We start from the raw sequence: 14700 nt of genomic DNA on the forward strand, positions 1-14700 counted from the left end.
CCCGGGTCGCGCGCCCTATCCGCGTCCCAGCTCCGCCAGCGCCCCGTCGGTCAGCCGGTACACGGTCCACTCCTCCTGGGGACGCGCGCCCAGCGCCTCGTAGAAGTCGATCGACGGGGTGTTCCAGTTCAGGACGGACCACTCCAGCCGCTCGTACCCGCGCTCCACGCAGATCCGCGCCAGCTCCCGCAGCAGCGCCTTCCCGTACCCGCCGCCGCGCGCCTCGGGGCGCACGTACAGGTCCTCCAGGTAGACGCCGTGCACTCCGCGCCAGGTGGAGAAGTTCAGGAACCACAGGGCGAAGCCGACCACCTCGCCGTCCTCGTCCTGCGCGACGTGGGCGTACGCCGCCGCCCGCTCCCCGAACAGCGCCTCGTGCAGCTGCTCCTCGGTGGCCCGCACCTCGTGCAGGGCCTTCTCGTACTCGGCGAGGTCGCGGATCATGGCGTGGATGACGGGCACGTCGGCCGCGGTGGCGCTACGAATCATGCCCCCACCCTCCCCCGCCCCGGGCCCCGCGGTCCAGGGCCTTCCGTCCCCCGGCCGCCGCTCCGCCGGGCTCCCGGCGGGCCGGACGGGCGCGGTGGGGGTCACCGCGCGGACGCGCTCACTCCTGGGGTTCCAGCACGTCGGACCAGGTGCGGCCGGTCCACACCCGGCCGTCCGCGACGCCCAGCCGCTCGGCCACCACGTCGTCGAGGAGCAGGGCCGTCCCCTCGCCCACCACCGCGTCGGGCCACCAGAAGGCCTCGCACTCCGTGCACAGCAGGAACGGCTCGCCGCCGTCCTTGAAGCGGTACACCTGGACGAACATCTGCTCGCAGCAGGGACACACCGGCCACACCGGCGCCATCGCCACACCCCCCGGAACGCCGAAGACTCCCGGCCGGGCGGGCCAGGAGTCTTCCGTGGAGCCGCCTGTCGGAATCGAACCGACGACCTCAAGATTACAAGTCAAGCGCTCTAGCCAACTGAGCTAAGGCGGCAGCCGGGCCAGTGTAACCAACCGCGGACCCGCCGACATCGAAAATTTCGCCGGTCTCGAACTGCTGACAGGCCCCGTCCCGCCAGGTAGCGTCACCGGGAAGTTCACCTGGGTGGACTGGACACACATCCTTCCTTTACTCGGATCGTCCGGCACGTTCCTGCCGGTGAAGGGACCCATCACCATGGCGTCTGTCACGTTCGACAAGGCAACCCGGCTCTACCCGGGCGGCACCAAGCCCGCCGTCGACCAGCTCGAGATCGAGATCGCGGACGGCGAGTTCCTCGTCCTCGTCGGCCCCTCCGGCTGCGGCAAGTCCACCTCCCTGCGCATGCTCGCGGGCCTGGAGGACGTCAACGGCGGCGCGATCCGCATCGGCGACCGCGACGTCACCCACCTGCCGCCGAAGGACCGGGACATCGCCATGGTGTTCCAGAACTACGCGCTCTACCCGCACATGACCGTCGCCGACAACATGGGCTTCGCCCTCAAGATCGCCGGCGTCAACAAGGCGGAGATCCGCAAGAAGGTCGAGGAGGCGGCGAAGATCCTCGACCTGACCGAGTACCTGGACCGCAAGCCGAAGGCGCTCTCCGGCGGTCAGCGCCAGCGCGTCGCCATGGGCCGCGCCATCGTCCGCGAGCCCCAGGTGTTCCTCATGGACGAGCCGCTGTCCAACCTCGACGCCAAGCTCCGCGTCTCCACCCGTACGCAGATCGCGTCCCTGCAGCGCCGCCTCGGCATCACCACCGTGTACGTCACGCACGACCAGGTCGAGGCCCTCACCATGGGCGACCGCGTCGCCGTCCTCAAGGACGGCCTGCTCCAGCAGGTCGACACCCCGCGCAACATGTACGACCGCCCGGCCAACCTCTTCGTCGCCGGCTTCATCGGCTCCCCCGCCATGAACCTGGTCGAGGTGCCGATCACGGACGGCGGCGTGAAGTTCGGCAACAGCGTCGTCCCCGTGTCGCGCGAGGCGCTCACCGCCGCCGCCGACCGGGGCGACACGACCGTCACGGTCGGCATCCGCCCCGAGCACTTCGACGTCGTCGAGCACGGCGGCGCCGCGGCCACGCAGGCCCTGACCAAGGACGCCTCCGCCCCGGCCGGCCTCGCCGTCTCCGTCAACGTCGTCGAGGAGCTCGGCGCCGACGGCTACGTGTACGGCTCCGCCCGCGTCGGCGGCGAGCCGAAGGACCTCGTCGTCCGCGTCGGCGGCCGCGCCATCCCGGAGAAGGGCTCCGAGTTGCACGTCGTCCCGCGCCCGGACGAGCTGCACGTCTTCTCCACCTCCACCGGCGAGCGCCTCAGCGACTGATCCCGCCCGACCGCCGGACGGCTCCGCGTGCTCCACGCGGAGCCGTCCGCGTTTACCGCCCCCGCATACGGAAATACCCCGGCACACCGGCCATTTCGGGTGGCGTTCGTCAACACGTGACGCACGAGGGGGTGGAGAAACCTCCCCCGTGAGAGTGACGGAATGTCCCCGAAACTTCACCGAGCGCTACGCTCGCCTCCGTGAACCAGACAGCACGCCGCATCGGCCGTTCCCTCGCCCTCGTCCTGCCCGTCGTCCTGGTCCTCTCCGGTACGCTCGCGGTCTCCAGCGTCCCCTGGGCGGGCCAGCGCTCCGAAGCCCAACTCCTCACCGCCTCCGCGGAGAACGTCTCGGTCCGGTCGGCCGAGCCGCGCACCCCCGAGGACGTGCTCCGCGACCGGCTCCTGACCGAGCTGGAGCGCGAGGACCCGGGCGTCGCCCTGACGCACCTCCAGCGCGCCGTGGAGGACAGCCCGTCCCTCGCCAGGCACTGCATGTCGATCGCCCGCGACCTGGGCACCGCCGCCGTCCGCGTCTACGGCCCGACCGAGGCGCAGTCCTACTCGCGGCCCGTCTGCGACACCTCGTTCGCCGGTGGCGTCGCCTCTGCGAGCTGAGCGGCGGAGCGCGCCCGGTGACCACCGCGGTACGCCTATCGTGCCCGGTATGCACACCACTCCGACGCAGGCCGTGGTCCTGGCGGGCGGCCAGGGGTCCCGCCTGCGCCCCTACACCGACGACCGCCCCAAGCCGATGGTCGAGATCCCGGGCACCGGGACCCCGATCATCGGCCACCAGTTGTCCTGGCTGGCCGCCGAGGGCGTGACCCACGCGGTCGTCTCCTGCGGCCACCTCGCCGACGTCCTGCGGCAGTGGCTCGACACCGCCGACCTGCCCCTGCACGTCACCACCGTCGTCGAGGAGCAGCCGCTGGGCCGCGGCGGCGGCCTGAAGTACGCGGCGGCCCGCCTGCCGTACCCCGACGAGCCCTGGTACGCGACCAACGGCGACGTCTGGACCCGTTTCTCGCTGCGCGAGATGGCCGGGTTCCACACCGAGCGCGACGCCACCGCCACCCTCGCCCTGGCCCGCCCCCGCATCCCGTGGGGCGCCGTCGAGACCGACGCGTTCGGGCACATCACCGACTTCATCGAGGCGCCCCCGTCGCCGTACCTGATCAACGCGGGCGTGTACGTCTTCTCCGCGGCCTTCCGCGACCTGCTGCCCGAGCGGGGCGACCACGAGCGGACCACGTTCCCGCGCCTCGCCCGCGAACGGCGCCTCGCCGGCTTCCCGCTGCCGCAGGGCGCCTACTGGCGCGCCATCGACACCGCGAAGGACCTGGCGGAGGCCGCCAGGGAACTGGCCGCGCACGGCGGCTAGCCGGCGCCGTCCCGCCGCGTCCGCGCCCGTACGTGCATCCGCTCGCCCTGGCTGCCGAAGATGCTGAGCACCTCCACCGGGCCGTTCCCGGTGCTGCCGAACCAGTGCGGCACCCGCGTGTCGAACTCGGCGGCCTCACCGGACCCCAGCACCACGTCGTGGTCGCCGAGCACCAGCCGCAGCCGCCCCGCCAGCACGTACAGCCACTCGTGCCCCTCGTGGACGCGCGGGTCGGGCGTGGCCCGGGAGGCCGGGATGACCATCTTGTACGTCTGCAGCGGGCCGGGCTGCCGGGTGAGCGGCACCACGGTCGAGCCGTGCACGGTACGCGGCTTGAGCCGTACCCGCGGGTCCCCGACGTCGGGGGCGTCGACCAGCTCGTCGAGCGGCACCTGGTGCGCCTGGGAGAGCGGCAGCAGCAGTTCCAGCGTGGGCCGCCGCTGCCCGGTCTCCAGCCGGGAGAGGGTGCTGCGCGAGATCCCGGTGGCCTCGGACAGCGCGGCGAGGGTCACCCCGCGCCGCTGCCGCAGCTCCCGCAGCCGGGGCCCGACCCGGGCGAGTGCCTGCTCCATGTCGGCGGGCCGCGGGCCGGGGGAGGGGCGCCGCCGTACGGACCGGTGCTCCGGTGTCTCGTGCCGCATGCCCGTCATTGGACCCCGGCCGTTCCGGGGGCGGCAACCGTTGTTGCCGTTTCCGGGAAACGGCCGAGGGCGGCCACCGGCGCGTCCTCGCGCGCGGTGGCCGCCCTCGGTCCGGGAAGGGGCCCGGGAGCCCCCGGGTCAGCCGAAGAGACCGCCCAGGGGGTTGCGGTTGCCGCCCGTGCCGCCTCCGGAGGAGCCGCCGGACGAGCCGTCCTCCGTGCCGCCCGGGCCGGAGTCCTCGCCGCTCCCGCCGGAGCCGCCGGAGCCGCCGCTGGACGTGGGGCCGGCGCTGGAGGGCGGCGGCGGTTCGGGGCGGGTCTCCTGGGGGGCCTCGCCGACGCCCTGCGTGGCCGTGGGCTCCTCGACCCGGTCGTTCTCGTACACCGTCTCCTCCTCGGCCTCCTGACCGGCCGTGGGGCTCTCGGTCGGGGTGGTCGACTCGGACGGGGACGCCGACTCGGACGGGGAGGGCTCCTGCTCCGACGTGCTCGCGGACCCGCCGCTCTCCACCGGCTCCTCGGGGAGGGGCCGGCCGGTCAGGTGGTTCGTCGGGTCGTCGTTCGGGCCGGGCACGGTGATCAGGTCGGAGGAGCGTACGGCCCCGCCGAGCACCGAGCCGACGAGCAGCGTCAGGCCCGCCACCACGGCCGCGACGACCGCGCCGCGGCGCAGGACGCGACGGCGCAGCTCCCACAGCGCGGCGCGCGGACCGAGCGTCCGCCAGGCCTCGCCCGCCAGGCGGCCGTCGACGGAGTAGACCGGCGCCCCGGCGATGAGCAGCGGCGACCAGGCGGCGAGGTAGATGATGTCGGGCGCCTCGTACACCGGTACGGCCCGCCAGCTCATCGTCAGCAGCAGCGCCGCCGACAGCAGCGCGCCGAATGCGGCGGCGACCCGCTGCCACAGCCCCAGGACCGTGAGGACGCCCACGATGACCTGGGCGAACGCCACACCGAGGCCCGCGCCGACCGGGTGGGACAGCGCGAAGTCCCGCAGGGGTTCGGCGAGCGGCCACGGATTCAGCGAGGTGAGCCACCGGACCATCGAGCCGCGCTCGCCGCCGTCGAAGTAGACGGGGTCGCAGAGCTTGCCCATGCCGGCGTAGACGGAGATGAGGCCGAGGAAGACGCGCAGCGGCAGCAGCACGACCCCGAGGTTCATCCGGCGGCCGGGGTAGTAGGCGTGGCGGTGGTGCGCGGCGGAGCCCTCGGCGTACGCGTCGCGGTCCCCGGAGCCGTACCGGTCGCCGTCGCCGTACCGGTCGCCGTACCCGTCGGAGTCGCGGTCCGCGTCGTACGCCGGCCCGTGCCGGGGGCCGGGGACGTCGAGGTCCTCGGGGCGGGCGTCGTAGGCGCCCTCGGCCCGCCGCATGGGCGGCAGCAGCGGCGCGCCGGGGCCGCGCCGCCCGCCGACGACGGGCGTCGGCAGGGTGTCGTCGGGGTGGCCGACGCGCGGGACGGTCCGGGTGGCGCCCGTATCCGCGTCCAGGAGCGGGACGGCGGCCGTGCGGTCGAGGGTGTCGACGGAGGCGGAGTCCCGTACGGCCTGGAGGAGCCGGGTCGCGCCGGGGTCGCCGGGCGAGGACTTGCCGGTCCACACGACGGGTGCCCGCCGCCGGCTCCCGCCGGGCGCCGCGCCGCTCATGGCGGGGACGCGGCCGGGGTCGGCGAACCGGGGCCTTCGGACCGGGGCGAGCTCTACCCGGAAACTGGCGTGGTTCACGATGACCTGTGCGGGGTCGCTGTGCACCTTGACCATGTTCAGCGCAGGCTGATCATCGAAGCCGGGCCGGGGCGTTCTGGTGTCCACGCTCATCTAACCGAGTGATGGCGCTTTAGGACACTGCTGTGACGGCTCCGAAATGTCCGAGGCCCGTCAAGATCACGACGGGCCCCGGTACGGCGGTGACGGATGGTGCGGGTGGGGCGCCCACGGCGGGCGGGCCGCCCGGCGGCGGACGGGCCGCCCCACCGGGCGGGTCAGCCGCGGCGGCGCGCCGCCTCGTACAGCACGACACCGGCGGCGACACCGGCGTTCAGCGACTCCGCGCCGCCCGGCATCGGGATGCGGACGAGGTGGTCGCAGGTCTCCCCGACGAGCCGGGACAGGCCCTTGCCCTCGCTGCCGACGACGATGACGACCGGGCCCTCCAGCGCCTCCAGGTCGCCGACCTCGGTCTCGCCCTCGGCGGCGAGGCCGACGACGGTCAGGCCGGCCTTCTGGTACGCCTCCAGGGCGCGCGTCAGGTTGGTGGCGCGGGCGACGGGCGTGCGGGCGGCCGTGCCGGCGGACGTCTTCCACGCGCCCGCGGTCATGCCGGCGGCGCGCCGCTCCGGGACGACGACGCCGTGTCCGCCGAACGCCGACACGGACCGGACGATCGCGCCGAGGTTCCGCGGGTCGGTGACGCCGTCGAGGGCGACGATCAGCGGCTCCTCGCCCTCGTCGTACGCGGCGGCGGCCAGGTCCTCCGGGTGGGCGTACTCGTAGGGCGGGACCTGGAGGACGAGGCCCTGGTGGTTCAGGCCGTTCGTCATCCGGTCGAGCTCGGCGCGCGGGGCCTCCATCAGGTGGATGCCGCCGCGGTCGGCCGCGAGCTTGAGCGCGTCGCGCACCCGCTCGTCGTTGTCGATGAACTGCTGGACGTACAGCGTGGTCGCGGGGACGCCGTCGCGCAGGGCCTCGTAGACCGGGTTGCGGCCGACGACCATCTCGGACTGGCCCTTGCCGCCGCGCCGGGCGACGGGGCGGCGCGCGGCCTGCTTGGCCTTGGCGTTGGCGACGCGGTTCTTCGTATGGCCCTTGCGCATGTGCGCGGGCGGCGTCGGCCCCTTGCCCTCGAGCGAGCGGCGCCGCTTGCCACCGCTGCCGACCGTCGCGCCCTTCTTGTTGCTGGTGCGGCGGTTCCTGCGCTGGCTGTTCCCGGCCATGACCTACCTGTCTCCGTCAAACTTCACAGTCGTACATACGTCAGTGTGCCGCCCGGCCGGGCCGGGCGGCACATCAAGAGTGCGTCAGCGGGCGCCGAGCGTCCAGCGAGGACCGTCCGGCCCGTCCTCGATGACGAGTCCGGACTGCCCGAGCTGGTCGCGGATCGCGTCGGCGGTGGCCCAGTCCTTGCGGGCGCGGGCCGCCTCCCGCTGGTCGAGCACCATCCGTACGAGGCTGTCGACGACGCCGTGCAGGTCCTGGCCGCCGCTCTCGCCCGCCCAGTGCGGGTCGAGCGGGTCCAGGCCCAGGACGCCGAGCATCGCCCGGACCTCCGAGAGCCGGGCGACGGCCGTGTCCTTGTCGTCGGCGGCCAGGGCGCTGTTGCCCTGCCGGACGGTGTTGTGGATGACCGCGAGCGCCTGCGGGACGCCCATGTCGTCGTCCATCGCCTCGGCGAACGCCGGCGGCACCTCGGCCGCGGGGTCGACGACCCGGCCGGCCTTCTCGACGACCCGCTGGACGAAGCCCTCGATCCGCGCGTACGCGGCGTCCGCCTCGCGCAGGGCCTCCTCGCTGTACTCGATCATCGACCGGTAGTGCGGGGTGCCGAGGTAGTAGCGCAGGACGACGGGGCGCCACTGCTTGACCATCTCGGAGACGAGCACGGAGTTGCCGAGCGACTTCGACATCTTCTCGCCGCTCATGGTGACCCAGGCGTTGTGCGCCCAGTACCGGGCGAACGTGTCGCCGTACGCCTTGGCCTGGGCGATCTCGTTCTCGTGGTGCGGGAAGATCAGGTCGAGGCCGCCGCCGTGGATGTCGAAGGCCTCGCCCAGGTACTTGTGGGCCATGGCCGAGCACTCCAGGTGCCAGCCCGGCCGGCCCCGGCCCCAGGGCGTCTCCCAGCTGGGCTCGCCGGGCTTGGCCGCCTTCCACAGGGCGAAGTCCCGCGGGTCGCGCTTGCCGGTCTCGCCCTCGCCGGACGGCTGGCGCAGGTCGTCCAGGTCCTGCCGGGACAGCTCCAGGTACCCGGGGAAGGAGCGCACGTCGAAGTAGACGTTGCCGTCCGCCTCGTAGGCGTGGCCCCGCTCGATGAGGCCGCGCATCATCTCGACCATCTCGGTGACGTGTCCGGTGGCCCGGGGCTCGTACGTGGGCGGCAGGCAGCCGAGGACCCGGTAGCCGTCGTTGAACGCGCGCTCGTTCTCGTACCCGATCGACCACCACGGACGGCCCTGGTCGGCGGCCTTGGCGATGATCTTGTCATCGATGTCGGTGACGTTGCGGACGAACGTCACCTCGTAGCCGCGGTAGGCGAACCAGCGGCGCATGATGTCGAAGTTCAGCCCGGACCTGATGTGCCCGATGTGGGGGGCCGCCTGCACGGTCGCGCCACACAGGTAGATCGAGACGCACCCGGGCCTGAGGGGGGCGAAGTCGCGGATCTGCCGGGCGCTGGTGTCGTACAGCCGAATAGTCACCACTCCAGGGTAGTGGGCGGCCGCCCGTGCCCACGCCCGGTCGCCCGGATTCCCGGCCCCGTCTTCCCCGCCCCGCGCATGCTTGATCGAAGTCGGGGTAGGCGCGCAGTCCCAGCCCGTCGATGGAGGTCCCAGCCGTGCTGACACCCGACCCCCGCTACCTGCGTTCCCTGCTCGCCCGCTACGCCGACCTGCGCATCGCGCACAGCCGCGGCGAGAAGGGGCTCGAGCAGCACCTGGACGACGTCACCTACACGCTGTGCGTCGCCACCGGCACCACCCGCATCGAGGACGCCCTGACGACCGCCGACGCCCTCCTCGCCCCGCCGGCCGGCGCCACCGCTCCCCCCGCCCTGGAGGCGGAGCGCACGGAGCTGGCGGCCTGACGCCCCTCCCCCGCCCGGGCCCCCCCACCTCGGCCCGGCGGGGGCCCCGCCCGTACCGTCCGGTGACCCGGGCGGTACGGACGGGGCGGCGCACGCGTGCGAGCGGGCCCCGGCCCGCCGGTCCCTTCCCCGGCCGGCGGGCCGTCCGGGGAAGGCGGTCTACGGCCGCCGTACGAGCAGCGCGGTGGCGATGGCCGCCAGGCCCTCGGCCCGGCCGGTCAGGCCGAGCCCATCGGTGGTCGTCCCGGACACGGCGACCGGGGCGCCCACCGCCGCGCCCAGCGCCTCCTGCGCCTCCGCGCGGCGCTTGCCGATCTTCGGCCGTACGCCGATGACCTGCACGGCCACGTTGCCGATCTCGTACCCCTCCGCGCGGACGATCCGCGCCGCCTCCCTGAGGAGGGTGACGCCGGACGCGCCCGACCACTCGGGGCGGCTCGTGCCGAAGTGCGCGCCGAGGTCGCCGATCCCGGCGGCGGAGAACAGCGCGTCGCACGCCGCGTGGGCGGCCACGTCCCCGTCGGAGTGCCCGGCCAGGCCGTACTCCTCGCCCTCCCAGAGCAGGCCCGCGCACCACAGCTCGCGGCCGGGCTCGAAGGCGTGGACGTCCGTGCCGATGCCGACGAGCGGCAGCGGGAAGCCCTCAGAACCCATCGTTCACCCTCCTGCGCGCCAGGACGGCCTCCGCCAGCACCAGGTCCAGCGGCCGCGTCACCTTGAACGCCTCCTCGTGGCCGGGCACGGCGACGACCCGGACGCCGAGCCGCTCGACCATGCTCGCGTCGTCGGTGACCTCGCCGGTGACCTCCGCGTGCGCGCGCACCAGGGTGGCGCGGTCGAAGCCCTGGGGGGTCTGCACCGCGCGCAGCCGGGCCCGCTCGGGCGTGCCGAGGACCGGCTCGGGCGCGCCGTCGGCGGCCGGCTCGACCTCCTTGACCGTGTCCGCCAGCGGCACGGCCGGCACGACGGCGGCGGCGCCCCCGTCCCGTACGGCCTCGATGACCGCGTCGACCGTGTCGACCGGGACGAGGGGGCGGGCGGCGTCGTGGACGAGGACGGTGGTGACCGAGTCGGGCAGCGCGTCCAGGCCGTGCCGCACGGACTCCTGGCGGGTGGCGCCGCCGGGGACGACGAGGACCTCGGTGCGCTCGGGCGCCGGGTACTCGTCCAGGAGCGCCCGTACGCCCGCGACGTCGTCCGGGGGTGCCACGACGACGACCAGGGACACGGCGCGGGACGCGGACATGGCCCGCACGGCGTGGATCAGCATCGGGGTGCCGCCCAGCGTGCGGAGCGCCTTGGGGGCGCCCGGCCCGAGCCGTACGCCTCGGCCCGCGGCGGGGATGACCGCCGCGGTGCGGGCAGGAGGTGCTGCGTCTGACATCGGTTGCACTCCGGCAGGTTTGTTTACTCGGCCGACATGGGTATGGCCACAGCGCGGGCGCGACCCCTTGACCGGACCCTTCCGTGACGCTGGTCGAGCGAGTCGCCCGGTCGCCGACAGCCGCGACCCCGGTGGGGGTACGAACATGCCGCAGCGCCCGGCGACGAAGCTGTGGTTTCACAGCATGTCATCGGGCACCGCGGCAGTGGTGACCACTTTCGCCATGTGAGGCGTACCGCACAGTGGCGTACCGCGCGGACGGCGGCTCAGTCCGGTACTCGGTGCTCGGGACCCCGGTCCGTCCGCCCCCTTCCGGAGGGTGCGGTGGTGCCGGGGGTCCGAGGACCCGGCGTCAGGACGCGAGGACCTCGTCGAGCAGGGCCTCGGCCTTGTCTTCGTTGGTGTTCTCCGCGAGCGCGAGCTCGCTGACGAGGATCTGGCGCGCCTTGGCGAGCATCCGCTTCTCTCCGGCGGAGAGACCGCGCTCGCGCTCACGACGCCACAGGTCGCGCACTACCTCGGCGACCTTGATGACATCGCCCGAGGCGAGCTTCTCGAGGTTCGCCTTGTAGCGACGGGACCAGTTCGTGGGCTCCTCGGCGTACGGCGCGCGAAGCACCTCGAAGACCCGGTCCAGGCCGTCCTGGCCGACCACATCGCGCACACCGACGAACTCCGCGTTGTCCGCCGGGACACGTACCGTCAAGTCACCCTGGGCGACCTTGAGCACCAAGTAGGTCTTGTCCACGCCTTTGATCTGGCGAGTTTCGATAGCCTCGATCAGCGCGGCCCCGTGATGGGGATAGACCACGGTGTCGCCAACCTTGAACGTCATGTGACAGGTACCCCTTCCGTGGCTATCCAGGGTAACACGGATACGGCTTCTTCTGAATGGCGTTTTCGCAGGTCAGGGCATATCTCGGGGCTTGACAACAGCGACACGGACGTGCTGCGACAGGCTTCCGGCGGGAGGTATTCGCAGGTCGGAGCGGCTGCGGACGCGGCCCGAAACGCCCCGGCCGGGGCCGCTCGGAGGACCACCGGACGAGTGAAACGTCACAGTTCGTCCGGTTCGCGGGTGCCCAGTTCCCGTACTCCGTTCGGTTGTCGGTCACACGCACGGACGGAAGCCGGGCACTTTCCCGAATTGATCACGGGTGGCTTTTCCGTGGGGAATGTGTGAGCGCCGGAGAATTGATCAAGCCGGTTATGCGAACGGCGCCGAGAAGCCGGCCGCCGGCGGGGCCCGACGGGGCCCGCCGGGACCGCGGCGCGGGCACCGGGGGCGGTACAGGGCGGGTCGGGTGCGGGTCGGGGACACGGGGTCGGTAACCTGAGCCCGCCGACCGCCCCTTGATCCGGTCCTGCCGGCCCGGTCCCGGAGAGGTCGCACCCGTTCCACCGAACGTGCCCGTCCTCCAGTCCGTACGTCTAGGAGTTGCCGCCGCCGTGAGCCGCAGCCTTCGACGCGGCGCCCTCGCCGCCACCGCCCTCGTGGTCTCCCTCGCCTCGCTCACCGCATGCGGGGCGGGCAACGACGCGCAGACCCTCCAAATCAAGCCGGACAACGCCTCCACCACCGTCGGCGACATCAAGGTCCAGGGCGCCGCCCTGATCACCCCGGCCAAGGACGCCGAGGGCCCGTCGGCCGTCTCGGCCACGGTCTTCAACGACGGCCCCAAGGCCGAGGTCCTGGAGGCCGTCGAGCTGCCCGGCTCCGGCGCCAAGGTCACGCTGAAGCCCGCCAAGGGCTCCGGCCCCCTCACCGTCCCCGCCGGCGGCTCGATCATCCTCGGCGGCCAGGGCAACGCCTCCGCCGTGGTCGAGGGCCTCAAGGACTCCGCCGACGGGGGCGTCCAGGAGCTCGTCCTCCAGCTCAGCGAGACCGGCGACGTGAAGCTCCGGGTGCTCGTCCACCCGGCGAACGGCTACTACGAGGCCTTCGGCCCGACCGTCGCGCCGTCGTCCCCGGCCGCCTCGCCGTCGGGCTCCCCGGCCCCGTCCGGTTCTCCGGCCGCCTCGCCGTCGGGCTCCCCGGCCGGCACGCCGGCCGCGTCGCCGACCGGTTCGGTCCCGGCGACGGGCGACGACCACGCCGAGGGCGAGCACGCCGAGGGCGACCACAGCCACTGAGGCCCGGCCCCCGGCGTACGCGCCGGGGCGTGGACAGCGTGAAGGGCGCCCCACCGGTACTGACCGGTGGGGCGCCCTTCACGTCGTACGGGCCGGATCCGCGCCCGTCGCGGCCTACGGCTCGAACTTGTAGCCCAGGCCGCGGACCGTGACCAGGTAGCGCGGGGCGCCCGGGTCCGGCTCGATCTTGGCGCGCAGCCGCTTGACGTGCACGTCGAGGGTCTTGGTGTCGCCCACGTAGTCGGCGCCCCACACCCGGTCGATGAGCTGCATCCGCGTCAGCACGCGGCCCGCGTTGCGCAGCAGCATCTCCAGCAGGTCGAACTCCTTCAGCGGCAGGTCCACCTTGCTGCCGTCCACCGTCACCACGTGCCGGTCCACGTCCATCCGCACGGGGCCCGCCTCCAGGGCCGCCGGGGCGGTCTCCTCCGGCTCGCCGCGGCGGCGCAGCACCGCGCGGATGCGGGCGACCAGCTCCCGCGAGGAGAAGGGCTTGGTCACGTAGTCGTCGGCGCCTATCTCCAGGCCGACGACCTTGTCGATCTCGCTGTCCTTCGCGGTGACCATGATGACCGGCACGTTCGACCGGCCGCGGAGCTGGCGGCAGACCTCCGTGCCGGGCAGCCCGGGGAGCATCAGGTCGAGCAGGACGAGGTCCGCGCCGTTGCGCTCGAACTCGTCGAGCCCCTCCGGCCCGGTGGTCGCGACGGCTACCTCGAATCCCTCCTTGCGGAGCATGTACGACAGGGCGTCGCTGAAGGACTCCTCGTCCTCGACGACAAGCACTCGGGTCACGGAAGGACCTCCGGGGCGGTGAGCGGTTCGTTGGTGATCTCGGAGCTGGGGGTACGGCGGTCCTGAGTGCGGTCGCGGCCCGCGGCCGCCTCGGGGAGGCGAAGGGTGAAGGTGGAACCCTGGCCCTCGGTGGACCATACGGTCACCTCGCCGCCGTGCGAGGCGACCACGTGCTTGACGATGGCCAGGCCGAGGCCCGTACCGCCGGTGGCGCGGGAGCGGGCCGGGTCGACGCGGTAGAAGCGCTCGAAGATGCGCTCCTTGTCCTTGTCGGGGATCCCGATGCCCTGGTCGGTGACGGCGATCTCGATGAGGTCGCCGCCGGGGGCGGTGACGCGGCGGGCCGCGATGCCGACGCGGGTGTGGGCCGGGGAGTAGTTGACGGCGTTCTCGACAAGGTTGCCGAGGGCCGCGGCGAGCTGGCCCCGGTGGCCCCAGACCCGCAGGTCGGTGGTGCCTCCGGCGGCCATGGTGATGTTCTTGGTGCCGGCCGTCTGGCGGGAGCGGTCGATGGCCTCGGCGACCAGTTCGTCGACGCGTACGGGCTCGGCGTCCTCCAGCGGGTGGTCGTTCTGCACCCGGGAGAGGTCGATCAGCTCCTGGACGAGGTTGGTCAGCCGGGTCGCCTCGATCTGCATGCGCCCGGCGAACCGGGTCACCGCCTCGGGGTCGTCGGCGGCGTCCATGACCGCCTCGGACAGCAGGGACAGGGCGCCCACGGGCGTCTTCAGCTCGTGGCTGACGTTCGCGACGAAGTCGCGGCGCACGGCCTCGATGCGGCGGGCCTCGGTCAGGTCCTCCACGAGCAGGAGCACCAGCCGGGAGCCGAGCGGCGCCACCCGCGCGGAGACGGCGAGGGCCTCGCCCCGGCCCGTGCCCCGCCGCGCCAGGTCCAGCTCGACCTGGCGTATCTCGCCGTCGCGCCGGGTGTCGCGGGCCATCTGGAGCATCGGTTCCACGGCCAGCTTCCCGCCGCGGACCAGTCCGAGCGCGTACGCCGCGGAGCTGGCCTTCACCACCGCGTCGCCCTCGTCGAGCACCACGGCGGAGGAGCGCAGCACCGACAGCACCGTGTCGACGCCGGGTGGCAGGACCGCGTCCGTGTGCAGCGAGGTCCGGGTGGGCCTCGCCTGGTCGCGCTCGCTCCAGCGGAACGCGAGCATGGCGATGACACCGGTGAGCAACCCGGCGATCGCTGCCACTGCGGCGACCGCCGCGTTCACGTCCATGCATCCAGGTTAGGCATGGTCAACGGCGCAC

At 73.4% G+C, this 14700-nt stretch carries 16 protein-coding genes and 1 tRNA gene; 5 read left to right on the plus strand and 12 right to left on the minus strand.

Going from position 1 to position 14700, the window contains the following annotated elements; all coding sequences use genetic code 11:
* Positions 1 to 15: 15 nt before the first annotated feature.
* The 3 genes from IE106_RS12415 to IE106_RS12425 form a co-directional block, all read right to left on the minus strand.
* Complete coding sequence (locus IE106_RS12415; protein ID WP_189532959.1) at positions 16 to 489, minus strand: GNAT family N-acetyltransferase; 474 nt, start codon at positions 487 to 489, stop codon at positions 16 to 18.
* A 118-nt stretch (positions 490 to 607) separates the two neighbouring features.
* Positions 608 to 853, minus strand: a complete 246-nt coding sequence (locus IE106_RS12420; protein WP_189532962.1) for a hypothetical protein — start codon at positions 851 to 853, stop codon at positions 608 to 610.
* 56 nt (positions 854 to 909) lie between these two features.
* Positions 910 to 986 (minus strand) — tRNA-Thr (locus IE106_RS12425).
* Positions 987 to 1169: 183 nt separating this feature from the next.
* Between IE106_RS12425 and IE106_RS12430 the strand changes: the two genes are divergently transcribed.
* The 3 genes from IE106_RS12430 to IE106_RS12440 all read left to right on the plus strand — a co-directional run bounded on the left by IE106_RS12430 (position 1170) and on the right by IE106_RS12440 (position 3689).
* Positions 1170 to 2306 carry an ABC transporter ATP-binding protein gene (locus tag IE106_RS12430; RefSeq protein WP_189532964.1) on the plus strand — a complete coding sequence of 379 codons (1137 nt, stop codon included), beginning with the start codon at positions 1170 to 1172 and terminating at the stop codon, positions 2304 to 2306.
* A 200-nt stretch (positions 2307 to 2506) separates the two neighbouring features.
* On the plus strand, positions 2507 to 2923 hold the full coding sequence (locus IE106_RS12435; protein WP_189532966.1) for a hypothetical protein: 417 nt from the start codon (positions 2507 to 2509) through the stop codon (positions 2921 to 2923).
* A 49-nt stretch (positions 2924 to 2972) separates the two neighbouring features.
* Positions 2973 to 3689, plus strand: a complete 717-nt coding sequence (locus tag IE106_RS12440; protein ID WP_189532968.1) for a nucleotidyltransferase family protein — start codon at positions 2973 to 2975, stop codon at positions 3687 to 3689.
* Here the strand turns inward: IE106_RS12440 and IE106_RS12445 are convergent.
* The 4 genes from IE106_RS12445 to cysS form a co-directional block, all read right to left on the minus strand.
* Positions 3686 to 4261 (minus strand): helix-turn-helix domain-containing protein, encoded by a 576-nt coding sequence (locus tag IE106_RS12445; RefSeq protein WP_229840349.1) that lies wholly within the window; start codon positions 4259 to 4261, stop codon positions 3686 to 3688. The two genes, IE106_RS12440 and IE106_RS12445, sit on opposite strands and share 4 nt — an antisense overlap.
* 207 nt (positions 4262 to 4468) lie before the next feature.
* Positions 4469 to 6145: a DoxX family protein gene (locus tag IE106_RS12450; protein ID WP_189532972.1), complete on the minus strand. Its 1677-nt coding sequence runs from the start codon at positions 6143 to 6145 to the stop codon at positions 4469 to 4471.
* Between the two features lie 164 nt (positions 6146 to 6309).
* Positions 6310 to 7260, minus strand: coding sequence for a 23S rRNA (guanosine(2251)-2'-O)-methyltransferase RlmB (gene rlmB, locus IE106_RS12455; protein WP_189532974.1), 951 nt, complete (start codon positions 7258 to 7260; stop codon positions 6310 to 6312).
* Positions 7261 to 7344: 84 nt separating this feature from the next.
* Positions 7345 to 8742: a cysteine--tRNA ligase gene (gene cysS, locus IE106_RS12460; protein WP_189532976.1), complete on the minus strand. Its 1398-nt coding sequence runs from the start codon at positions 8740 to 8742 to the stop codon at positions 7345 to 7347.
* A gap of 137 nt (positions 8743 to 8879) precedes the next feature.
* Between cysS and IE106_RS12465 the strand changes: the two genes are divergently transcribed.
* Positions 8880 to 9128, plus strand: a complete 249-nt coding sequence (locus IE106_RS12465) for a DUF5133 domain-containing protein (RefSeq protein ID WP_229840303.1) — start codon at positions 8880 to 8882, stop codon at positions 9126 to 9128.
* 159 nt (positions 9129 to 9287) lie between these two features.
* Here IE106_RS12465 and ispF read toward each other — a convergent pair whose 3' ends face one another.
* The 3 genes from ispF to IE106_RS12480 form a co-directional block, all read right to left on the minus strand.
* The gene (gene ispF, locus IE106_RS12470; RefSeq protein ID WP_189532980.1) at positions 9288 to 9782 is read right to left on the minus strand and encodes a 2-C-methyl-D-erythritol 2,4-cyclodiphosphate synthase; all 495 of its coding nucleotides are present in this window, start codon (positions 9780 to 9782) and stop codon (positions 9288 to 9290) included.
* Complete coding sequence (gene ispD / locus IE106_RS12475) at positions 9772 to 10512, minus strand: 2-C-methyl-D-erythritol 4-phosphate cytidylyltransferase (RefSeq protein ID WP_189532982.1); 741 nt, start codon at positions 10510 to 10512, stop codon at positions 9772 to 9774. Before ispD ends, ispF begins: the two co-directional genes overlap by 11 nt.
* Before the next feature lie 352 nt (positions 10513 to 10864).
* Positions 10865 to 11347 carry a CarD family transcriptional regulator gene (locus IE106_RS12480; RefSeq protein WP_003953493.1) on the minus strand — a complete coding sequence of 161 codons (483 nt, stop codon included), beginning with the start codon at positions 11345 to 11347 and terminating at the stop codon, positions 10865 to 10867.
* Positions 11348 to 11961: 614 nt separating this feature from the next.
* Between IE106_RS12480 and IE106_RS12485 the strand changes: the two genes are divergently transcribed.
* The gene (locus IE106_RS12485) at positions 11962 to 12645 is read left to right on the plus strand and encodes a DUF461 domain-containing protein (protein WP_189532984.1); all 684 of its coding nucleotides are present in this window, start codon (positions 11962 to 11964) and stop codon (positions 12643 to 12645) included.
* Between the two features lie 114 nt (positions 12646 to 12759).
* On the opposite strand, the gene phoP is transcribed toward IE106_RS12485, so the two are convergent.
* Both phoP and phoR read right to left on the minus strand, forming a co-directional pair.
* Complete coding sequence (gene phoP / locus IE106_RS12490) at positions 12760 to 13431, minus strand: two-component system response regulator PhoP (RefSeq protein ID WP_467221130.1); 672 nt, start codon at positions 13429 to 13431, stop codon at positions 12760 to 12762.
* Between the two features lie 5 nt (positions 13432 to 13436).
* Positions 13437 to 14669 (minus strand): two-component system sensor histidine kinase PhoR, encoded by a 1233-nt coding sequence (gene phoR, locus IE106_RS12495; RefSeq protein WP_189532988.1) that lies wholly within the window; start codon positions 14667 to 14669, stop codon positions 13437 to 13439.
* Positions 14670 to 14700: the final 31 nt, after the last annotated feature.

It is taken from the genome of Streptomyces roseolilacinus (assembly GCF_014649335.1).
Taxonomy (GTDB): domain Bacteria; phylum Actinomycetota; class Actinomycetes; order Streptomycetales; family Streptomycetaceae; genus Streptomyces; species Streptomyces roseolilacinus.